Below are 21,594 nucleotides of genomic sequence, written 5' to 3' on the forward strand. Positions count from 1 at the left end.
GTGAACCAATCGGTTCACTTCGAGAGGATGCCATGCCAACCCACATCGCCACCGCCCCACCGGTCGCCCACGCCGCCCTGCTCGGCCTCGGGGTGTACCGGCCCTGCCGGGTGGTCCCGAACTCGGAGATCGTCGACAAGATCGACTCCTCCGATGAGTGGATCCGCACCCGTTCCGGCATCGAAGCCCGCCACTGGGCCGACGCCGACGAAACCATCGTCTCCATGAGCACCGCCGCCGCCCGCGACGCCCTCGCCGCCGCCGGCCTCGAAGCCGGCCAGGTCGACGCCGTCATCCTCGCCACCTCCTCGCAGATGGTGCTCGGCCCCTCCGCGGGCGCGATCGTCGCCACCGAACTCGGCATGCACGACACCGCCGCCTTCGACGTCTCCGCCGGCTGCGCCGGATTCTGTTACGCACTCGCCAACGCCGCCAACCTGATCCGCTCCGGCCAGGCCCGCCACGTTCTCGTGATCGGCGTCGAACGCCTCTCCGACCTGCTCGACGAACACGACCGCACCTGCGCGTTCATCTTCGCCGACGGCGCCGGCGCGGTGGTCGTGGGCGCCTCCGACAACGAAGGCGTCGGCCCCGTCGCCTGGGGCTCGGACGGCAGCCAGACCGCCGCCATCAAGCAGGACAAGGACTTCCAGCAGTACTTCGCCGAAGTCGCGGAAGCCGAGGCCACCGGCGGCACCACCGTCCGCCCCTACATCCGCATGAACGGCACCGCCGTCTTCCGCTGGGCCGTCACCTTCCTCGAAAAGGCCTGCCGCGACGCCCTCGACAAGGCCGGCGTCGCCGCCGACCAGCTCGACGCCTTCGTCCCGCACCAGGCCAACAGCCGCATCACCGACGCACTGATCCGCACCCTCGGCATCCCGGATTCGGTGGCCGTCGCCCGCGATATCGCCCACACCGGCAACACCAGCGCCGCCTCCATCCCCATGGCCATGGAACAGCTGTTGCGTTCGGGCGCAGCCAAACCGGGCGACACCGCCCTCCTCCTCGGCTTCGGCGCCGGCCTCGCCTACGCGGGCCAGGTAGTGAACCTCCCCGCCATCGCCTGACTCTCGGGGGCCCGAACTCTCGGGGCTCCCGCAAGATCGCAGAGCCGTCGTAGCGTTGCGGTACATCGCCGTACCGCAATGCCGCGGCGGCCCGAAAGTTGCGATGGGAGTTCGGATGTCGGCACGTTTCCGATGGTGCGCAGCAGTCTCGGCAGTAGCCGCCGCAGTCCTCGCCTCATCGATCGGCGCAATCCCGGCGGCAGCCGACAGCGCGGTCATGCGACCCGCCGACGACCCGTTCTACACGGGCCCGGCCGGATGGTCCGGCACCGCCCCCGGCACCGTATTGCAAACCCGCACAGTGCAACTGGCGCCCACCGCGATACCACTGCCGATCCAGGCCACCCAGGTCCTCTACCGGACTACCAGTCAGCGCGGCGAACCCGACGCCACCGTCGCGACGATCATCCGCCCGCCGCTGGCCTCCACCCCGCCGCGCCTGATCTCGTACCAGAACGCCTACGACTCCCTCACCCCCGACTGCGACCCCTCCTACATGCTGCGCGGAGGCGGCGGCGGTTCGCTGCCGGACGCGGTCATCATCGCCGGCTACCTCGCGGCCGGATTCACCGTGGTCGTCTCCGATTACGAGGGAACGAATCTCGCCTACGGCGCGGGCCGCCAATCCGGTAATGCCACCCTCGACGGCATTCGCGCCGCCCTCCACACCCTCGACGCCCCCATGGGAACTCCGGTAGGAGTCACCGGCTTCTCCGGCGGCTCGATAGCCACCGAATTCGCCGCCGAACTGGCCCCCACGTACGCCCCCGAACTGAACATCATCGGCACGGCGGCAGGCGGCATGCCCGCGGACATGGCCGCCACCATCGACTATGTGGACGGCAGCCCCCAATGGGCGCTCGTCCTGCCCTACGTACTACAAGGCGCCGCAAGAGGTTTCGGTCTCGACCTCACCCCGTACCTCACCGACTACGGCAAACAGGTCATGTCCCAGATAGCCGACCACTGCGCCGCCACCGGCCCCCAATACCCCGGCCTGCGCCTTTCCCAACTCCTGCTACCGCAGTACCAGGACTACCGCGCCATCCCGGCCTTCGCCGACATCCTGTCCGAAAACCGCATGGGCAGCGCCGGAACCCCCAAGGCCCCCATGATCTTCGGCGCCGGCAATGTGGACGGCACCGGCGACGGCGTGATCGTCGCGTCCGGCGAACGCGCCCTGGCCACCGACTACTGCACCCGCGGCCTCCCCGTCGAATACATCGAATACCCAGGCAGCGACCACCTCACCGCCGGCGCCCTCTTCGCCCCCGCCGCCCAGGCCTTCCTGATGGCCCGCTTCGCCGCCGCCCCGGCCACCGGCAGCTGCGCCCTCCTCACCCACTGACGTCGGCAGGGGAGCTGAGCCCGAAAGGACGGAGCTGGCCTCGAAAAGGGCGGAGCCCCATCCACACTGTGGATGGGGCTCCTGAGAACGCGTGCGTCTCTTCGATTTACACGTCGAAGTAGAGCTCGAACTCGTAGGGGTGCGGCCGCAGGTTGACGGGCGCGATCTCCTGGGTGCGCTTGATGTCGATCCAGGTCTCGATCAGGTCCTCGGTGAACACGCCACCCTCGGTGAGGTAGTCGTGGTCTTCCTCGAGCTTGTCGATGACCGACGCCAGCGAGGTGGGGGCCTGCGGGATGTTCTTGGCCTCCTCCGGCGGGAGCTCGTAGAGGTCCTTGTCGACGGGGGCGAGCGGCTCGATCTTCTTCTTGATGCCGTCCAGGCCGGCCATCAGCATGGCGGCGAAGGCCAGGTACGGGTTACCCGAGGAGTCGGGCGCGCGGAACTCGAGGCGCTTGGCCTTCGGGTTCGAGCCGGTGATCGGGATGCGGATCGCGGCCGAGCGGTTGCGCTGCGAGTACACCAGGTTGATGGGGGCCTCGTAGCCCGGCACCAGACGGTGGTACGAGTTCACGGTCGGGTTGGTGAACGCCAGCAGCGACGGGGCGTGGTGCAGGATGCCGCCGATGTAGTGCCGCGCCAGATCCGACAGGCCCGCGTAGCCGGCCTCGTCGTGGAACAGCGGCTTGCCGTCCTTCCACAGCGACTGGTGGGCGTGCATGCCCGAGCCGTTGTCGCCGAAGAGCGGCTTCGGCATGAAGGTAACGGTCTTACCCTCCTGCCACGCGGTGTTCTTCACGATGTACTTGAACAGCTGCAGGTCGTCAGCGGCGCCCAGCAGGGTGTTGAAGCGGTAGTTGATCTCGGCCTGACCGGCGGTGCCGACCTCGTGGTGGCCGCGCTCCAGCTCGAAGCCCGCGTTCTGCAGGTTGGTCGAGATCTTGTCGCGCAGGTCGACGTAGTGGTCGTACGGGGCAACCGGGAAGTAACCACCCTTGTTGCGGACCTTGTAGCCACGGTTCGGGGTGCCGTCCGGGTTGTACTCGGCGCCGGTGTTCCAGGAACCGGAGATCGAGTCGATCTCGTAGAACGCGCCGTTCATCGCCGAGTCGTAGCGGATCGAGTCGAAGATGTAGAACTCGGCCTCGGCGCCGAAGTAGCAGGTGTCGGCGATGCCGGTCGACTTCAAGTACTCCTCGGCCTTACGCGCGATATTGCGCGGGTCGCGGGAGTAGGCCTCGCGGGTGAACGGGTCGTGCACGAAGAAGTTCAGGTTCAGCGTCTTCGCAGCACGGAAGGGATCGATCCGGGCAGTGCTGAAGTCGGGCAGCAGCAGCATGTCCGACTCGTCGATCGACTGGAAGCCGCGGACGGAGGAACCGTCGAACGCCAGGCCCTCTTCGGCGAGGTCGGCGGTGAACGCCTTCGCCGGGATCGAGAAGTGCTGCTGCACACCGGGGAGGTCGGTGAACCGAACGTCGACGTATTCGACCTCCTCCTCCTTGATGTACTTGATGACCTCGTCGGCCGTGCTGAACGCCACTTAGTACTCCTTACGGATCGGTTCCCAGCCAAATGGTGACTGCATGGGTTCGTCGCTGCCAGACGCTATGGATGCGGTGTTTCCCTGCAATCAAGGCTGTGTTTCGCCAGTGTTACACGTACAGCTGGCCGGGGGTTCGGCGGTGCCTCCGGCGTTGCGAGGCAGCCGCAGCAGTCGCCGAGCCAGGCTCGGCCAGCATCGGCATTCTGCCACCGAGCTGCCGGAACAGGCTGTCAAGACTCCGAAAAGATAGGGGTCTTACCGCGTGCCGGGGGCGTTCCGTGACAAACCTCACCGCCCCGGCAAACCTCGGGAAAACGCGATGCTGAAGTGTTGCCGAACCCGCCTTCCGGGCCCTCTCGATGGGACGGACCCATATATTTCTCCCCCGCCCGGACGGCGCATAAGCTGACAGTCATGGCACGCATCACCGGCTCCTGGCTGTCCGGACCGAACCCCGAATCCGGCAACGATCCGTCCGGTGACTACCAGGGCAAGGAGCTCGGGCTGCCGCAATCCGGTGTCGGAGCGCTCGCGCCGATGACGCGTCGCGTCATCGCCATGATGGTGGACTGGTTCATCTCGCTCGGGCTCGCCGCCATCTTCATCCGGGGCAATACCGAACACCTCTCCACTCCGACCCTGGGGATCTGGTTCGTGATCGGCGTCGCCGCCGTCACCCTGTTCGGGTTCACGCCCGGGCAGTACTTCCTGCGGCTGAAGGTCGTGCGCGTGGACGCGGCCGCGCCGGTCGGTTTCGTGCGCGCCCTGGTGCGGCAGCTCATTCTCGTGTTCGTCATCCCGGCCCTGTTCACCGACGGCGACGGCCGCGGCATGCACGACCGCGCCACTGGCACCGGACTCGTCTACAGCCGTTGAATCGGGGCTCGGGGAGCCTCGCATATTCGGCCCAGCCGGATTTGAACCAACCGCATCGGCCGTGGTCCGTGCGTTACGCCTGCGTACCTGAGATGCTGTTGGGCAGAGTGGTAAGTAGCCGTTGCCGAATATTCACCGCACGTTGCTTTCGATCGGTATGGTGACGGCCGTCTACGTGACGTTGGCAGGTAGCTCAGCGATACGTCGGATAGCTGTCGTTGTGCTGATGGAGGATCCATGGTTCTGAACTACCGGTCTGCTGCGCGGACGTTCAGCCGGCGATCGCTGTTCGCCACCACGGGCCTGCTGGGCCTGGCCGCAGCCGGAGCGACCGTCGGCGCCGCCGTCAACGCCGATCCCGGCGACACCACCCGCACCCTGCACGCCGTCGGCTTCGAACCCATCGTCCGCACCGAGAAGATCCGGTCGGTCGCCCGCGGCCGCGACGTCGACGTGGTCACCATCCTGCCCGCCGGCGTGCCCACCGAGGGCCTGCCCATGTCGCTGCTGCTGCACGGTCTGCACGGCAACGCGCACACCGCGGCCGTCGGCGGCATCGCCAATGTGCTCAGCGCCGCGGTCTCCGCCCGCCTGGCCCGGCCCTTCGGATTCCTGGCCGTCGACGGCGGTGACAACTACTGGCATCGGCAAGCCAACGGCGACGACCCCATGGCCATGCTGCTCGACGAGGTCCCCGCCTGGCTCACCGCCCGCAAGCTCGGCGGACTCGACGGCCAGCCCTTCGCCTGCACCGGCACCTCCATGGGCGGCTTCGGCGCACTCGTCTACTCGCGACTGCGCAGCGAACGCGCCCGGCCCGTCACCGCGACCGCGATCATGTCACCCGGCCTCATCACCACCTGGGCCGAAATGAGCAAACGCAAGGCCTTCATCAACGAGGCACAGTGGACCAACCTCGACCCGCTGCGCAATATCGACAAACAGGGTCCGGCGCCCGTCGGCCTGTGGGTGGGTGACCGCGACCGCTTCATCGACGGCTGCCGCAAATACATCACCACCGCCCGCCCCGAGATCGGCCTCGTCACCCCCGGCGCGCACACCGACGAATACTGGCGCACCGTCACCCCCGACGTCGTGCGCTTCCTGAACCGCCACCTCACCTGAATCGGCGCGCGGGATGCCGGAATTGACGGATTCCGGCCAGCGCCACGGCGTAGTCTGACGTGCAGGTCACGGCCGCTGTCTCGCCGGAGGGAGAGATCGCCATGGTGTTTTCGCCCGGATTTCACGGACGCCCACGGCCACAGAGCGATCGGCTGCCGCCGGGTCAATATCTGGTCGAGGACTTCCCGGTGCTGTCGGCGGGACCGACCCCGAAGGTCGACCTGAATCGCTGGCAGTTCGCCATCACCAATGAAACCGGCCGCCATTACACCTGGAGCTGGCCGCAATTCATGTCCTTGGCCCAGGAACGCCCGCACGTCGACATCCACTGCGTCACCCGCTGGACCAAACTCGACACCGACTGGATGGGCGTCTCCCTCGACACCCTCCTCGAATCCGTCGAAACCCAAGCCGAATACGCCCTCGTCACCAGCTACGGCGGCTACACCACCAACCTCCCCTTGGCCGACCTCACCGACGGCCAATCCTGGATAGTCCACAGCTACCACGGCGAAGACCTCCACCCGGAACACGGAGGCCCCGCCCGCCTCCTCGTTCCCCACCTCTACTTCTGGAAATCCGCCAAGTGGATCAAGTCGATCCGCCTCCTCGACCAGGATGAACCCGGCTTCTGGGAATCCGCCGGCTACCACGACTACGGCGACCCCTGGCGCGAACAGCGCTACCAAGGCGACTGATGCGCCCGGCGAGGTCGAGGCCGAACCCGGCGAGATCGGTTGTGCGCACGGCGAGTCCACGACTGCGCCCTGCGAAGTCGCGGGTGCGAACGGCGAGGTCGCGACTGCGCCCGGTGAGGTCGCGGGTGCGAACGGCAGGGTCGCTGATGAATCCGGCGAAGTCGGCGTCGGTCCCCGTGCGATCGTTCCTGCTCGCGGCCGGGGCACCGACGGCCCCGCAGGAGGATTGATGCGCTGGCAGTCGGCCGAGCTCACCGCGGCGCACCTCGAGACCCCGTCCGCTCGCACGCTCACGCTGCACGTCCCCGGTTGGCCCGGCCACCTGCCCGGGCAGCACGTGGATGTGCGCCTGACCGCCCCTGACGGCTATCAAGCGGTGCGCAGTTACTCGCTCGCCGCACCCGCGGACGGCGAGACCGTTGTGCTGACCGTGCAACGCGTGCCCGATGGAGAGGTTTCCGGCTACCTGGTCGACGACCTCCCGGTCGGCGCGCAGATCGAAATCCGCGGCCCGGTCGGCGGCTGGTTCGTCTGGAATCCCGACCGCGGGGGAGCGGCCCTGCTGATCGCCGGCGGCTCCGGCATCGTCCCTTTGGCCGCCATGTTGCGCGCACACCGGAACTCGGCCGATACCAACCCTTTCCGCCTCATCTACTCCCTTCGCGATTCTGCGGACCTCTACTACCGCACCGAATTGACCGCTGTCCTCCGGGAACCGCCTGGGCGACGCGAGCGCGCCCCCGGGTCAGGGGACCGCGCGGCCCAATCGGCAAGGCGGCCGGGCGTGGACGATTCGGCCGGCCGGGGTGAGACGGGCAGGCTCGATGGTTTGGGCGGCGCCGCTATGTCGGGTCGCGGATCCATTGCCTTGCAGGAGGAATCGCATCGATCCCCCGGGTCGGGCGACGTCGACGTGTTCTGTGCGTTCACGCGCGTGGCGCCGCCGGGGTCGGAGCGACCGGCGGGCAGGCTGACTGCCGAGGAGATTGTGCGGTATGGGATTCCGCCGTCGCCCGATGTGACCTGTTATGTGTGCGGGCCTACCGGGTTCGTCGAATTCGTTGCGGGCACATTGGTTTCGCTCGGGTATGACCCGGGGTTGATCAGGACCGAACGCTTCGGACCTACGGGGAAGTGAGTCATGGCGAATCACTACACGTATGCGAGCGGGACCGGCGAGGAGCAGTACCTCGACGGGAATTCGCTGGCAGGGTTGTTGTCGGAGATCTTCGTCGCGGATCTGACCGGGTGCGGATGTCGTTGCGGGGCATGCGGAGTGGTGGAGCCGGTGGCGCGGGCGCTGGTGTATGTGCACGGTCCGGGCACGGTGGTACGGTGCGCGCATTGCGCGGCCGTCGTGATGCGCCTGACCGATACGCCGAACGGTCGCTGGCTGGATCTGGGCGCGGGCGCGTCGATCTGCCTGCCCGCCGCGGAGGAGTGAGATGAAAGCCCTCGGTATCGACAATGTGCTGATCCCGGTCGGCGATCTGGACGCCGCGCTGGAGTTCTATTCGGCGAAGCTGGGTCTCGCCGTCCAGTTCACGGTGCCGGAACACGGCCTCGCCGTATTCCGCGTCGGCGACGAGACGCCCGGCCTCATGGTGCGCGTCGACCCGTCCGCGGGCGCGGGCCCCGCACCGGCGATGCGGGTCTGGCTCGAAGTGCCCGACGCGCGCGCCGCCGCCGCGGAACTCGCCGCTGCCGGCGTGACCCCGCCGGCCCCGCCGTTCCAGGTCGCCACCGGCTGGACCGTCGAATTCGCCGACCCCTGGGGCAATGTCATCGGCCTGACCGACTACACCGCCCGCCCCGAACTCGGCCGCTGACCGCTGTTTCGAACGCGGCCGTCGGCATCGAATGGGCGAGGCCCGCGTCCATTGGACGCGGGCCTCGCGCTGTTCGATTCGGTCTTCGCCTCAGCGGCGGCGGATGGTGCGCTGCACGCCGCGCATCTTGGCGCCCGCCGGGAGCGGGCCCTTCGGCAGGGCGGGCCCGCCGCGGGTGGCGAGGGCGGAGAGCCGGCCCTCGATGAGATCCATGCGCTTGGTGTCGATATTGCGGGGGAGCTTGGTCAGGTAGCGCTGTAGTTCCTTCAGCGGGACCTGGTCCTTCTCGTTGCCGATGATGATGTCGTAGATGGGGGTGTCGCCGACGAGGCGGGCGACCTTCTTCTTCTCCTGCGCCAGCAGCGACTTCACGCGCGACGGGGAGCCTTCGGCGACCAGCACCACGCCGGGCAGTCCGACCACGCGGTGGACGGCGTCCAGTTGGGTGGTGGCGGCGACACCGTTGGTGACGCGCCATTTGCCCTGGAGGTTGTCGAGCACCCAGGCCGCCGCGCCCGCTTGTCCCTCGGCCTTGGCGTACACGTTCTTCTGTACGCGCCGGCCGAACAGGATGAATGCGGCCAGCGCACCCAGCAGGATGCCGATCGGCAGCAGGAACCACGGCTTGCCGATGATGAATCCGATCACCAGGAACACCACGGTGACACCGACGAGCGCGCCGATCATCAGCGGCAGCAGCTTCTTGTCTTCCTTGCGCTGCATCTGGAACGCCTGCCAGAGCTGCTGGCGACGCTCCTTCGACGCCTGTTTGCGCGCCGCCTTAGCCGCGGCCTTCGCTTCCTTCGACGGGTTACCGCCCTTACCTGCTGCCATGGCGTCCAGAATAGTGGCCTTGTACCACGAGGTTCGCGACGGGACCATACGTGGCGGAATCGGCTCGGGTGGTGTGGCGCCGGTCTCACTGAGCGGGATGGGTTGCGGGCGTGCCGGTCGGTGCGCGGGCGGGGTGGGAAGAATGTGCGGCGGCGGGTGCGCCGATTCGGTCATCGGCCACCCGCCTCTCATGCGGGGGTGGGCTGCGCGTCTTGTCGGAGGGTGCTCGAATCTGATCTTATTAATCGGACAAAACGGGCAGGGGGGATTTCGTGACCCGAACCCGTCGATTCGAGATCGAAAGCGAGACAACGACAGTGCGGAAGTTCCTGACCTGGACCGGCATCGTGGCCATCCTGGTGACCGCCCTCATCCTCGGCGCCCAGTCGGCCAAGGCCGACGACGTCTACTACAAGAACTGCGCCGCGGCCCGCGCCGCCGGCGCCGCCCCCATCCTGCAGGGCCAGCCCGGTTACCGCCCGGCCCTCGACCGCGATGGCGACGGCATCGCCTGCGAGTAGCCCGGAATCAGTTGGGGTTCTTCATCTTCGCCCGCATACTCTCCGCCAGCTGGGCCGGCATCGCCTCGTGCCGGGTATAGGCACGGGTGAAGGTGGCCGCGCCGTGGGCCAGTGAACGCAGGTCCACGGCATAGCGGCTGAGCTCCAGTTCGGGGACCTCGGCGCGGATCGCGGTGCGGCCCTGGCTCGCCGGTTCCGTGCCGAGCACGCGCCCGCGGCGACCGGAGAGATCGCCGAGTACCGGTCCTACGTAGTCGTCGGAAACCACTACTCGGACTTCGGCGATCGGCTCCAGCAGATTGAGGCGCGCGATCGCCGCCGCCTCACGCAGGGCCAGGCTGCCCGCCATCTGGAAGGCGGCGTCGGACGAGTCGACCGAATGCGCCTTCCCGTCGTAGAGCGTGACCCGGACATCCACCAGCGGATAACCGGCGACCACGCCGCGACCCGCCTGCGCCCGCACGCCCTTCTCGACCGACGGAATGAACTGGCGCGGAACGACTCCGCCCACCACCTTGTCCACGAACTCGATACCGGAACCCCCGGGTAGCGGCGCCACCTCGATCTCGCAGATCGCGTACTGGCCGTGCCCGCCCGACTGCTTGACGTGCCGGCCGCGCCCGGAAGCCGTGCCCGCGAAGGTTTCCCGCAGGGCCACCTTGTGATCGATCACGTCGACCTGCACCCCGAAGCGGGATCGCAGGCGCTCCAGCGCCACGTCCCGGTGCGCCTCGCCGAGACACCACAGCACCAGCTGATGCGTGTCGGGGTTCTGTTCCAGCCGCACGGTCGGGTCCTCGGCCACCAGGCGTGACAAACCCTGCGAGAGCTTGTCCTCATCGGCCTTGCTGTGCGCTTCGATCGCCACCGGCAGCAGCGGATCCGGCATCGACCACGGTTCGATCAGCAGCGGACAGTCCTTGGCGGACAAGGTGTCTCCGGTCTCGGCCCGCGAGAGCTTGGTGACGCACACGATATCGCCGGCAATGGCCTGCGCGAGTGGTCGCTGCTGCTTGCCGAACGGCGCGGACACGCCGCCCACCCGTTCGTCCGCGTCGTGATTGGCGGTGTCCGTCCCACCGCTCACGCCGTGCCCGCACACGTGCACGGTGTCATCGGCGTGCAGCGTGCCCGAGAACACCCGCACCAGCGACATCCGCCCCACATACGGGTCGGAGGCGGTGCGGATCACCTCGGCCGCGAACGGCGCGCCCGGATCGCACGGCAGTGGCCCGGCCTTGCCGCCCGCACCGGTCGCCGACACCGCGTGCTCCGCGGGCGTGGGGAAGCCGCGCGAGATGAGATCCAGGATCTCCACCGTCCCCAGCCCCTGCCGCGCGCCTTCAGGTGGTGGTGCGGCGATCAGCACGGGGTGGAAACTGCCTCGCGCCACGGCCTTTTCGAGATCCGCCACCAGCGTGGTGAGATCGATCTCCTCGCCGCCGATGTAGCGGTCCATGAGGGTTTCGTCCTCGCTCTCGGCGATGATGCCCTCGATGAGCCGATTCCTGGCCTCCTCCATGAGTTCCCGCTGCTCGTCGGAGGCGGGTGTCTCGAGGCGTTCGCCGGTCGCATAGTCGTAGACGTGCTGGGTGAGCAGATCGATGAGCCCGATGACCGGCCGATGTCCGTCGGCGCTCTTCGGCCCGTACACGGGAAGGTGCAGTGGCAGCATGCTTTCCGAGCGTCCGCCGCCGAGTATCTCGCGGCAGGTCTCGGTCATGTCGTCGAAATCGGCGCGCGCGGTATCCAAATGGGTGAGCACAATGGCGCGGGGCATGCCGACGCTCGCGCATTCCTCCCAGAGGGCCAGGGTGGCGCCGCTGACGCCTTCGATTCCGGCGGCGGCGGAGAGCACGAAAAGGGCCGCATCCGCTGCTCGCAGACCGGCCCTGAGTTCCCCGACGAAATCCGCATAGCCGGGGGTGTCGAGTAGGTTGACCTTGATTCGGTCCCAGCCCATCGGCACCACCGACAATTGCACCGAGCGATGTTGTCGCTGCTCTATGTCGTCGTAATCCGAGACGCAGGTGCCGTCCTCCACCCGCCCGGCTCTCGGTACCGCGCCGGTGGCCACCGCCAGGGCTTCCACCAGCGTGGTCTTGCCCGACCCGGTGTGCCCCACCAATGCCACATTGCGTATGTCATCGGGCCTTTCGGCCGTGACTACCCTGCCGTTGACGCCCACGGACGCCATTGTTCGCTCGACCATAAGGCTCGCTCCGGGGTCGAATTTCGCGGATATCCCGAGCTTCCCACCAGTCCCGCGTCCGCGTCCACGAATCGCCCGATCCGATTTGTATGGCACGCCGATACCCGCCGTTCACCTGAGCAAACACGCCGACGAGCTGATCAGCAGGGTGTACATTCGAACTCGTCACGAAAGTGATGACGGGGAAGATGGAGCGCCGCTTCCGACGACGCCCCACCTGAATGGGATTCATCTCAGCCCAACAACCGTCGGACCAAGATGGTGATCACCCCGGCAACTGCAGCTGTGCCTATGGCAATGCCAGCCCAGTTGACCGGGGAACCACTTTGACGATGTTTCGCTTCTCGGCGATGTTTCGCCATCCCACCCACCTCCTTCCTGGGCGCGGCTCGGACCAGCTTGATCCGTGAATCAAGCCACCGCCCCTCGGAAGGAAGTGGGGTCACACTATGTCGATGCGTGGATGGAAACGCTTGGAACGCAGGTAGTCTCCCGCTATGAGCGGCGTGGCGGCAGGTTGCGTGTCGCAATATGGCTGCGGCCCGGACGATGAGTCCGGGCCGCAGCCATATGTATTTCGAGGTAGCGCTAGGAGCCGAAGCGGGCCAGTACCGAGGTGGCTTCCTGGGCGGCCGAGCCTTCGTCGGCGAGATGTGCCATCTCCGGGGCGATTTCGCGGCCGTGGTGGCGCATGGCCTGGGCGTAGAGGCGGCCGGCGCGGTAGGAGGAGCGGACCAGCGGGCCCGCCATGACGCCAGCGAAGCCCATGGCCTCGGCGGTCTTGGAGTGCTCGACGAATTCCTCCGGCTTGACCCAGCGGTCGACCGGGTGGTGCCGGGGGGAGGGGCGCAGGTACTGGGTGATGGTGAGGATGTCGGTGCCGGCGTCGTGCAGGTCCTGCATGGCCTGGGTGACTTCCTCGAAGGTCTCGCCCATGCCGAGGATCAGGTTGGACTTGGTGACCAGCCCGGCGTCGCGCGCGGCGGTGATCACCGCGAGGGACCGCTCGTACCGGAAGGCGGGGCGGATGCGCTTGAAGATACGCGGCACCGTCTCCAGGTTGTGCGCGAGCACCTCGGGGCGGGACGAGAACACCTCGGCGAGCTGCTCCGGGATCGCGTTGAAGTCGGGGATGAGCAGTTCGACGCCGGTGTGCGGGTTGAGTCCCTTGATGGCGCGCACGGTCTCGGCGTACAGCCAGGCGCCGCCGTCCTCGAGGTCGTCGCGGGCCACACCGGTGACGGTCGAGTAGCGGAGGCCCATGGCCTGCACGCTCTCGGCCACGCGGCGCGGTTCGTCGCGGTCCAGTGCGGCGGGTTTGCCGGTGTCGATCTGGCAGAAGTCGCAGCGGCGGGTGCACTGTTCACCGCCGATGAGGAAGGTGGCCTCGCGGTCTTCCCAGCACTCGAAGATGTTGGGGCATCCGGCTTCTTCGCAAACCGTGTGCAGCCCTTCGCGTTTCACCAGGCCCTTGAGTTCCGTGTACTCGGGGCCCATGGTGGCGCGGGTGCGAATCCACTTGGGTTTGCGTTCGATCGGGGTCTCGGCGTTGCGAGCCTCGATGCGAAGCATCTTGCGGCCGTTGGGTGCGGCCGGGTTATCGGGTGTCGGGGTATCGACGGAGGTCACTCGATCCACCCTACGCCCGTGATCATCGCGAGTTCACTGGCCCCATCCGGCATGCGTGACTCAGCGGCTCTCGCCGGCGGCGGCGGTGACCGCCTTCGGCTCGTCGACCGGAAGCGGTTCCGGGCATTCCGCGGCAACCTTGGCGCAGCGGGAAATGTGGTGGTGAGCGACCTTGAGGTCCCCGTCGAGGGCGCGGGCGATGGCGGTGGCGACCAGCGGGCGCACCTCGTCCACGGTGACGTCGCGGCCCAGTTCGCGGCTCAGTGTGGTGACGCCGGCGTCGCGAATCCCACACGGCACGATGGCCTGGAATCCGTCCATCGCGGAGTCGCAGTTGAGCGCGATCCCGTGCATGGTCACCCCGCGCTGCACGCGCACGCCGATGGCCGCGACCTTGCGTTCGGGCAGCTCATCGGTCTTGGGCAGCCATACGCCGGAGCGCCCGTCCACGCGCCCGGTGCCGAGCCCGAGTTCGGCGCAAACATATATGAGGGCTTCTTCGAGCCGGCGTACGTAATCGACGACGTCGACCGGTTCGGTAAGCCGCACAATCGGATAGCCGACGAGTTGCCCCGGCCCGTGCCAGGTGATCTTGCCGCCGCGATCGACCTCGATGACCGGGCTGCCGTCCATGGGCATGTCCTGCGCTTCGGTGCGTCGCCCGGCGGTGTACACGAAGGGGTGTTCCAGCAGAAGCAGCCGGTCCTGGCCGATGCCTTCGGCCCGTTCACAAGCGATGCTGCGCTGCAGATCCCACGCTTGCTGGTATTCGATGAGGCCCAGATTCTCGACGACGAGGGGTGTGCCGTCGAACCGGGCCGAAACCGCGCTGGGTAACGGTGCGGTGGCCGTACTGCTCTCACTCACGATTCGACGTTACCCCTTCATTGAAAACACATTGCATCAATGTGAGATCCATCCAGCGTCCGAACTTCTGCCCGACTTCGGGCATCTGCCCGGTGATCGCGAACCCGAACTTTTCGTGCAGAACGATCGACGTGGTGTTACTCGATTCGATGGCCGCGATCATGACGTGCACCCCGCCCTTCCGCGCTCGCACCAGCAACTCCGTCATCAGGGCAGTGGCCACTCCGCGCCGCTGGAACGAATCGGCCACGTACACCGAGTTCTCCACGGAATAGCGGTAGCCCGACTTCGGCCGGAACTGCCCATAACTGGCATACCCCGCCACGCGCCCGTCAATCTCCGCGACGAGCACGGGATACCCGGCCGCGGTGCGCGCGGCGAACCAAGCCTGGCGTTCGGCCAGGTCGGCGAGTTCGGTATCCCAGATGGCGGTGGTCTCCGCGATGGCATTGTTGTGGATCACCAGGATCTCCGGCAGATCGCTCTCCCGCGCATCCCGCACCAGCAGCCCGGTGGACGCCAAAACGGACGGTTCATTGCTCACCGACACACCGTAACGAGCACCCCCATGTGACGCGTGTCGCGCCCACACAAGGGGAATTCAAGATCAACGGGCACTCAGCAGAGTAAATCGCGAGAAGCCACTTTGGTGAGTGCCCACTGATCGATCGACCAGCGGGCGAGGGGGTCAGCGGCCGAGGGTCGCGGTCAGGGCCGCGCCGATGGTGGGGTGCTGGAAGGTGTAGCCCGCGTCTTCGAGGACGGTGGGAATCGCCCTGGGGCCGTGCAGGATTCCCTCGTCGGCGAATTCGCCGACGGCCAGGCGCAGCGCGAAGGCGGGCACGGGCAGGGGAGTGGGGCGGTGCAGGACCCGGCCGACGGCGCGGGTGAACTCCGCGTTCGTGACCGGGGCGGGGCCGACCATATTGACCGCGCCCGAGACGTTTTCGTGGGTGAGCGCGAAGAGGATGCCGCCCACCTCGTCGTCGATGGATATCCACGGGACGTACTGGCGGCCGTTGCCGAGCCGCCCGCCCAGACCCAGCGAGTACAGGGGATACAGCATTCCGAGCATGCCGCCGTGCCGGGCCAGCACCACCGCGGACCGCAGTCGCACGGTGCGTACACCGGCGTCGGCGGCCTGCTGGGTGGCGGCTTCCCAGTCCTGGCACAGGGTCGACAGGAATCCGGTTCCGGCGGAAGAGGTTTCGGTGACCACGCGGTCACCGGTGGCGCCACCGTAGTAGTGCACGCCACTCGCGTTGACCAGTGTGGGAACGCCCGCGGCGGCGACGGCCGCGGCCAGTACATCGGTCGGGACGATGCGGGAATCGCGCAGTTCCTGTTTGTAGCTGCCGTTCCAGCGTCGCCGCCCGATGCCGGCGCCGCAGAGGTTCACCACGGCGTCGGCATCGCGCAGTGCGCGTTCGTCCAGGTTTTCGCGGGTCGGGTCCCAGCTGAATTCGTCGCGTGCGTGGACGGGACGGCGCACCAGGCGGGTGACTTCGTGCCCGTCGCGGCGCAGTGCCGCGACGAGCGCCGTCCCGATCAGGCCGGACGAGCCGGCGATCACGACCTTCATCGCGAATTACAGCCCGAGGTCGCCCTCGAAGGCCGCCTCTTCCAGCCGATGCTTGATCGTGGTGACGAAGCGGCCGGCGTCGGCGCCGTCGATGAGGCGGTGATCGTAGGTCAGCGGCAGGTAGGCCATCGACCGGATGCCGATGAACTCGCTGCCGTCATCGCTGATCACCATGGGGCGCTTGACGATCGCGCCGGTGCCCAGCATCGCCGACTGCGGCGGGACCAGGATCGGCGTATCGAACAAGGCGCCGTTGGAGCCGATGTTCGTGATGGTGAAGGTGCCGTTGGCCAGCTCGTCGGGCTTGAGTCCGCCGGTGCGGGCGCGGTTGGCGATATCGGCGATGGCCCGGGCCAGTCCGGCCAGCGACAGGTCGTTGGCGTTGTGGATGACCGGGGAGAGCAGACCCTGCTCGGTGTCGACCGCGATGCCCAGGTTGACCACCGAGTGGTAGGTGATCTCCTTGGTGTCCGAGTTGTAGGACGCGTTCACGTTCGGGTGCACCGCGAGGGCCTCGATGACGGCCTTGGCGTAGAAGGGCAGGAACGTGATGTTCACGCCTTCGCGCTGCTTGAACGCGGCCTTGGCGCGGTTGCGCAGGGCCGCGATCTTGGTCATGTCGACCTCGTGCACCTGGGTGAGCTGCGCGGTGGTCTGCAGCGACTCGACCGTCTTGGTCGCGGTGAGCTGCCGGATGCGGGTCGCCTTCTGGACCGTGCCGGGCAGGTGCGACAGGCTCTGCCGCGGTGCGGCGGCAGCGGCGGGCGCGGCCGGGGCGGCGACAGCAGCCGGAGCGGCGGCCGGGGCCGGAGCCTTGGTGGCCTCCGCGGCGGCGAGCACATCCTGCTTGCGGATGCGGCCGCCGACACCGGAACCGGTGAGGCTCGCGAGGTCGACGTTGTTCTCCGCGGCCAGCTTTCGCACCAGCGGGGTCACGTAGGGGCCGCCACCGTTGGTGGAGGGATCCTCGGCCGGGGTGGCCGCGGCGGGAACCGGCGCGGGCTTCGGAGCCGGAGCAGGCGCGGCCGGGACGGGCGCGGGAGCCGGTGCGGCTGCAGCCGGCGCGGGGGCCGGAGCCGGAGCAGGTGCCGCCGGGGCGGGCGCGGGGGCCGGTGCGGCCGGAGCCGCGGCAGCCGGGCTGCCACTGCCGATCACGCCGAGCTGACCGCCGACGGCGATCACGTCGTCTTCCTGCGCGCTGATCTCCAGCAGGGTGCCGGCGACCGGCGACGGGATCTCGGTGTCGACCTTGTCGGTGGAGACCTCGAGCAGCGGCTCGTCGACGGCGACGGTGTCGCCGACCTGCTTGAGCCAGCGGGTCACGGTGCCTTCGGTGACGGATTCGCCGAGTTCCGGCATCTTGACCGGGGTGCCGGAGGCGGCAGCGGCCGGTGCGGGCGCGGCGGCGGGCGCCGGAGCCGGAGCGGCGGCAACCGGCTGCGGGGCCGGGGCGGGTGCGGGGGCGGCGGCAGGTGCGGCGGGGGCCGGGGCCGCGGCGGGTGCGGGGGCGGAAGCCTCGCTCGCATCGCCGATCACGCCGAGTTCGCCACCGACCTCGATGACGTCGTCCTCCTGGGCGACGATCTTGACCAGCACGCCCTTGGCGGGCGACGGGATCTCGGTGTCGACCTTGTCGGTGGAGACCTCGAGCAGCGGCTCGTCGACCTCGACCGTGTCTCCTTCCTGCTTCAGCCACCTGGTCACAGTGCCCTCGGTGACGCTCTCACCAAGAGCCGGCATCTGGACGGAGAAGGCCATGTCCGTTGACTCCTCTGACTGCTCGTCGGGTTAAACAGCTCGTCTCCACGGGCGTCTGCCGCTGGTCGCGGCCTCGGCCCGAGCCACCGCTCATCGGTGGCGCGGAGATCGTGTTGGTTCTTGTTCCGGTTCCCCATCCTTGCACTCCGCCGCGTGCAACGTGTCACAGGGCGGCTGTTCAGCGGACCCTGCAGTGTCGCAAACCGGACGGTGACCAGAGTCCGGGGTGCGCGAACAGCGGTGATAGCCGGGCCCTTCCATGGGAGACATCCGTTGCGATCATGAAATCGGGCGACACGGCGTCCAACTCCGGTGTGTCGGAGGGCCTCGGCAAACGTTCCGGCATCAGCCCCTGGACCGATGCGGGTGAGCCAGGGTCCGAACTCGTTGCCGCAGCTGGCCACTCGGCAACAGGCCGCCGCCGAGTTGGTGTCGCCCGTAAGGATTCGGCTCTCAGCGAACCGTGTGGCCCCGTCGCCGAGTGTCGTGCCCCACACCACGTCTGAGCTGGGGCTGAGGCATACCTGTGGGGTGGCTTAGGAGTTCGCTCCGGACGGGCGCAGGGACTCGTGGACTGGCAATATCGAGGTACTGGCCGGTGCATTCCGGTTTCCGAGAGGAGGCTGCCCGATGGGCTTGATGGATGTTTTCGGGCGCGGCGGCGCGGCTTCCCGGCGGGACGCCGATCCCGAGGTCATGGCATACCTGCAGTGGTGGACCCGCAACCACTACGGCGTGGAAGCCTTCGTGGAACCGCGCACCACGGTCACCGACGTCACGGTCGTCCTGGTGGCCCACGACGGCGAATGGACCCGCCGCACGGTGGGTGAGCGTGGCGCCCAACGCCTTTCGGCCGCTCTCGGCATCCCCGTCTACGACGCCCGCCGAGTCGGCTACCCCCAGCGCATGCGCGACTACGACGCTCGCCGCCGCATCACCGAGCGTCACGCCTACGAGCAGGAGCTACGCCGCCACGACGGCTACTAGTCGCCTCGGCTGCGGTGGGCCCGGCAGCTCCGGTCGTTCAGCGGGTGCGGAGTCCGGGCCAGCCGTACTGCGGCCGCCCGGCGGCGAGTCCCGCGCGGTGTGCCTGCTGCGTGGAGGCCGGGGCAGCGGCCGCGTATTCCTCGGCGGCGGGCGGCTGTTCCTCGGCTGGTGGCCGGTTTTCGGCGGCGTGCTGCCGCAGTCCTTCGGCGGCTTGGTGGCGGAACTCGTCCATGTCCATCCAGAGGACTTGCTGCACCACGTCTTCGAGCTGCGCGGAAGTGAGGAAGCCCGCGTGCGAGTACACCGGTAGTCCCTCGCGGAACGCCATGATCGTGGGGTAGCCGGTGAGTTGTACCGCGGCGACGAGTTCGCGTTCGGTGTCGCCGTCGACCGTGCCGTGCACGATCTGCGGGTGTGTCTCGGCCGAAGCGCGGTACACGGGCGCGAAGCGTGTGCACCAGCCGCACCATTCGGCCCAGAAGTCCACCAGCACAATGTGATTGCTCGCCACCGTCTGCTGGAAGTTCTGCTGGCTCAATGCCTGTATGGCCATCCGGGCCCCTCCCGAGAACGGTTCGAACGTGCGAACCGCCGATCGCTGACATCCGTCCGGGATTATGGCATGCCCGGAATGGATTGCCTGCCCGGCCGTTCCGTGCCGGGGCCGAGCGGCCCCGGCACGACTTCCGCTATTCCGCGGCGATGTCCTGGAGGGTGGCGATGAGCGTGCGCACCGGCACCCCGGTGCCGCCCTTGCCGATGTACCCGAACGCCCCGCCGGTGTTGTAGGCGGGCCCGGCCACGTCGAGGTGCGCCCACTGCACGCCCTCCGGCACGAACTCCTTGAGGAACAGCCCGGCCGACAGCATCCCGCCCCACCGGTGCGGTGCGACGTTCGCGAGGTCGGCGATCTTGGAGTTGATGTCGGCGCGCAGTTCCGCGGGCAGCGGCATGGGCCAGGCGTTTTCGCCGACGCCCTGCGAGATGCGCGCGACCCGGTCGCGGAATTCGTCGGTGCCCATGACGCCCGGGGTGCGGGTGCCGAGCGCGACCATCTGCGCGCCGGTGAGGGTGGCGACGTCGATGATGTAGTCGGGTTCGTCCTCGCCCGCGCGCACGATGGCGTCGGCCAGGATGAGCCGTCCCTCGGCGTCGGTATTGATGACCTCGACGGTGGTCCCGCCGTACTGGGTGAGTACGTCACCCGGTCGCTGCGCGGTTGCGGACGGCATGTTCTCGGCCATGGGCACGGTCGCGGTCACGGTGAGCGGAAGGCTCAGCCGGGCCGCGAGCAGCGTGGTGGCGATGACCGCCGCCGCACCGCCCATATCGGAGGTCATGTTCTCCATGCCCTGTGCCGGCTTGATCGAGATGCCGCCGGTATCGAAGGTGATGCCCTTGCCGATCAGCGCGACCTTGGGGTCGCCGCCGGCGTAGGTGATGCGGATGAGCCGCGGCGGCCGCGAGGACCCCTTGCCGACGCCGAGGATGCCGCCGTAACCCTGAACTTCCAGCTGCTTCTCGTCGAGGATCTCGACCTGGAGTCCGGCGGCCGCGGCCAATTCGGCTGCGCGGTCGGCGAATTCGGCGGGGTACAGGTGACTGGGCGGGGTGTTGACGAAATCTCGTGCGGTGGCGACGGCTTCGGCCACGGCCTGGGCGTGGAACAGTTCGTCATCGCCGAATCCCTGGTCGGGCACCAGGAATTCGACGCGCGCCACGGGCTGGTCGCCCGGCTTGGGCGCGCTCTTCCCGGATTTGAATGCGGAGAACTGGTAGGCGCCCAGGTAGAACCCTTCGGCGGCGGCGGCCAGGTCGAGTCCGGAGAGGGTGGTCACCGCGGTGGTGACGCCGGTGAGCGCCCGTCCGGCCGCGCCCGCGGATTTGCGGACCTGTTCGGCGTCCATCTTGTCGGCCGCCCCGAGCCCGACCGCGAGCACGCTGTCCACGCCGAGTCCGGCGGGTGCGGGCACGCGGGTGATCTCCTCGCTCTTGCCCTTGGCGCCGACCGCGCGCAGTGCGGTGAGCAGCGCGTCCCGGGTGTCGGTGTCGAGGATGTCGTCGAAGGCGTCGGCCGGGGCGATCGCGGGCCCGTCTTCGGAGGAGGTGAGTCCGATGACGAGCACATCGGCCTCGCCGATGCTCTCGGTGCGTACGAGTTCCGGCCCGAGCGAACGATCTGCAACAGCTGTCATGCGCTAAAGGCTAGTAGTGCCCGGTATGCCGTGCCGGTCGTGGTGGTGGCCAGTCGCCGGTTTGGTGGGGTTTGCGCGGAGTGTGCCGACGGTTCGGCATGTTTTGCCGGCGACGCTCGGGAATCTGAGTACTGTGCCCCAGCGGAAGGCTTTCGGATCAGCGGTCGAGTTGGAACGAGAGGGCATCGGCATGGCATCTCCGGACGGCGCAACGGGCGGTTCCGGCAACAAAGGCGGCAGTGCGGCGCGCAAAGTGGCCATTGCCGTGGGGATCGTCGCGGCGCTCGCCGTGATCTACGCCATCGGCTTGCTGGTGAATCACTCGTACGAGAGCGAATCCGACGATTCGACCACCTCGACGACGGCGGCGCCGTCCACCACGACCACCGCGAACCCCGCCGCTCAACTCCCATCCCCGTCTACGACCCCGGGCCAGCCCCCGGTCACCGGGCAGCCCGCCCACAATGTCGGCGACGATTGTTCCCATGACGGTCTCACCGCCCAATGGGCCCTGACG

The 21,594-nt window shown here is 68.1% G+C and carries 20 protein-coding genes and 1 pseudogene; 11 read left to right on the forward strand and 10 right to left on the reverse strand.

Going from position 1 to position 21,594, the window contains the following annotated elements; genetic code table 11:
• Nucleotides 1-32: 32 nt before the first annotated feature.
• Nucleotides 33-1,070 carry a beta-ketoacyl-ACP synthase III gene (locus ACH438_RS40720; protein ID WP_397015547.1) on the forward strand — a complete coding sequence of 346 codons (1,038 nt, stop codon included), beginning with the start codon at nt 33-35 and terminating at the stop codon, nt 1,068-1,070.
• Between the two features lie 115 nt (nt 1,071-1,185).
• The gene (locus ACH438_RS40725; protein WP_397015549.1) at nt 1,186-2,418 is read left to right on the forward strand and encodes a lipase family protein; all 1,233 of its coding nucleotides are present in this window, start codon (nt 1,186-1,188) and stop codon (nt 2,416-2,418) included.
• 106 nt (nt 2,419-2,524) lie between these two features.
• Here ACH438_RS40725 and glnA read toward each other — a convergent pair whose 3' ends face one another.
• Nucleotides 2,525-3,961 carry a type I glutamate--ammonia ligase gene (glnA, locus tag ACH438_RS40730; RefSeq protein WP_397015551.1) on the reverse strand — a complete coding sequence of 479 codons (1,437 nt, stop codon included), beginning with the start codon at nt 3,959-3,961 and terminating at the stop codon, nt 2,525-2,527.
• A 417-nt stretch (nt 3,962-4,378) separates the two neighbouring features.
• Between glnA and ACH438_RS40735 the strand changes: the two genes are divergently transcribed.
• The 6 genes from ACH438_RS40735 (at nt 4,379) to ACH438_RS40760 (ending at nt 8,492) form a co-directional block, all read left to right on the forward strand.
• Nucleotides 4,379-4,840: an RDD family protein gene (locus ACH438_RS40735; protein ID WP_397015553.1), complete on the forward strand. Its 462-nt coding sequence runs from the start codon at nt 4,379-4,381 to the stop codon at nt 4,838-4,840.
• 237 nt (nt 4,841-5,077) lie between these two features.
• Nucleotides 5,078-5,965, forward strand: a complete 888-nt coding sequence (locus ACH438_RS40740) for an alpha/beta hydrolase (RefSeq protein ID WP_397015555.1) — start codon at nt 5,078-5,080, stop codon at nt 5,963-5,965.
• A gap of 101 nt (nt 5,966-6,066) precedes the next feature.
• Nucleotides 6,067-6,663 carry a molybdopterin-dependent oxidoreductase gene (locus ACH438_RS40745; protein ID WP_397015557.1) on the forward strand — a complete coding sequence of 199 codons (597 nt, stop codon included), beginning with the start codon at nt 6,067-6,069 and terminating at the stop codon, nt 6,661-6,663.
• Between the two features lie 229 nt (nt 6,664-6,892).
• Nucleotides 6,893-7,801 carry an FAD-binding oxidoreductase gene (locus ACH438_RS40750; protein WP_397015559.1) on the forward strand — a complete coding sequence of 303 codons (909 nt, stop codon included), beginning with the start codon at nt 6,893-6,895 and terminating at the stop codon, nt 7,799-7,801.
• A gap of 3 nt (nt 7,802-7,804) precedes the next feature.
• Entirely contained in the window at nt 7,805-8,107 is a 303-nt protein-coding gene (locus ACH438_RS40755; protein ID WP_397015561.1) for a DUF6510 family protein, read from the forward strand.
• A gap of 1 nt (nt 8,108) precedes the next feature.
• Entirely contained in the window at nt 8,109-8,492 is a 384-nt protein-coding gene (locus ACH438_RS40760; RefSeq protein ID WP_397015563.1) for a VOC family protein, read from the forward strand.
• A 90-nt stretch (nt 8,493-8,582) separates the two neighbouring features.
• On the opposite strand, the gene ACH438_RS40765 is transcribed toward ACH438_RS40760, so the two are convergent.
• On the reverse strand, nt 8,583-9,326 hold the full coding sequence (locus ACH438_RS40765; RefSeq protein ID WP_397015565.1) for a DUF4191 domain-containing protein: 744 nt from the start codon (nt 9,324-9,326) through the stop codon (nt 8,583-8,585).
• A gap of 272 nt (nt 9,327-9,598) precedes the next feature.
• Here ACH438_RS40765 and ACH438_RS40770 point away from each other — a divergent pair, with 272 nt between their 5' ends.
• The gene (locus ACH438_RS40770) at nt 9,599-9,847 is read left to right on the forward strand and encodes an excalibur calcium-binding domain-containing protein (RefSeq protein ID WP_397015567.1); all 249 of its coding nucleotides are present in this window, start codon (nt 9,599-9,601) and stop codon (nt 9,845-9,847) included.
• A gap of 7 nt (nt 9,848-9,854) precedes the next feature.
• On the opposite strand, the gene ACH438_RS40775 is transcribed toward ACH438_RS40770, so the two are convergent.
• From ACH438_RS40775 to sucB, 6 genes are all read right to left on the reverse strand, one after another.
• Nucleotides 9,855-12,059, reverse strand: coding sequence for an elongation factor G-like protein EF-G2 (locus tag ACH438_RS40775; protein ID WP_397015569.1), 2,205 nt, complete (start codon nt 12,057-12,059; stop codon nt 9,855-9,857).
• A 588-nt stretch (nt 12,060-12,647) separates the two neighbouring features.
• Complete coding sequence (gene lipA, locus ACH438_RS40780; protein WP_397015605.1) at nt 12,648-13,631, reverse strand: lipoyl synthase; 984 nt, start codon at nt 13,629-13,631, stop codon at nt 12,648-12,650.
• 117 nt (nt 13,632-13,748) lie between these two features.
• A complete protein-coding gene (gene lipB / locus ACH438_RS40785; RefSeq protein ID WP_397015607.1) occupies nt 13,749-14,558 on the reverse strand; it encodes a lipoyl(octanoyl) transferase LipB in 810 nt (269 codons plus the stop codon).
• The gene (locus ACH438_RS40790) at nt 14,548-15,063 is read right to left on the reverse strand and encodes a GNAT family N-acetyltransferase (RefSeq protein ID WP_397015609.1); all 516 of its coding nucleotides are present in this window, start codon (nt 15,061-15,063) and stop codon (nt 14,548-14,550) included. The genes lipB and ACH438_RS40790 overlap by 11 nt, the downstream gene beginning before the upstream one ends.
• 180 nt (nt 15,064-15,243) lie before the next feature.
• Complete coding sequence (locus tag ACH438_RS40795; protein ID WP_397015571.1) at nt 15,244-16,137, reverse strand: TIGR01777 family oxidoreductase; 894 nt, start codon at nt 16,135-16,137, stop codon at nt 15,244-15,246.
• Nucleotides 16,138-16,143: 6 nt separating this feature from the next.
• On the reverse strand, nt 16,144-17,895 hold the full coding sequence (gene sucB / locus ACH438_RS40800; RefSeq protein ID WP_397015573.1) for a 2-oxoglutarate dehydrogenase, E2 component, dihydrolipoamide succinyltransferase: 1,752 nt from the start codon (nt 17,893-17,895) through the stop codon (nt 16,144-16,146).
• Between the two features lie 630 nt (nt 17,896-18,525).
• On the opposite strand from sucB, the gene ACH438_RS40805 reads away from it, so the two are divergent.
• The gene (locus ACH438_RS40805; protein WP_397015575.1) at nt 18,526-18,882 is read left to right on the forward strand and encodes an oxidoreductase; all 357 of its coding nucleotides are present in this window, start codon (nt 18,526-18,528) and stop codon (nt 18,880-18,882) included.
• A 37-nt stretch (nt 18,883-18,919) separates the two neighbouring features.
• Here the strand turns inward: ACH438_RS40805 and ACH438_RS40810 are convergent, their stop codons facing one another.
• Together ACH438_RS40810 and ACH438_RS40815 are read right to left on the reverse strand one after the other, a co-directional pair.
• Nucleotides 18,920-19,435, reverse strand: coding sequence for a thioredoxin family protein (locus tag ACH438_RS40810; protein WP_397015577.1), 516 nt, complete (start codon nt 19,433-19,435; stop codon nt 18,920-18,922).
• Between the two features lie 136 nt (nt 19,436-19,571).
• Nucleotides 19,572-21,077: a leucyl aminopeptidase gene (locus tag ACH438_RS40815; RefSeq protein WP_397015579.1), complete on the reverse strand. Its 1,506-nt coding sequence runs from the start codon at nt 21,075-21,077 to the stop codon at nt 19,572-19,574.
• A 190-nt stretch (nt 21,078-21,267) separates the two neighbouring features.
• Between ACH438_RS40815 and ACH438_RS40820 the strand changes: the two are divergent.
• Nucleotides 21,268-21,594, forward strand: a pseudogene (locus tag ACH438_RS40820) (hypothetical protein); the annotation flags it as partial.

The sequence above is a fragment of the Nocardia sp. NPDC020380 genome (assembly GCF_044386975.1).
Taxonomy (GTDB): Bacteria; Actinomycetota; Actinomycetes; order Mycobacteriales; family Mycobacteriaceae; genus Nocardia.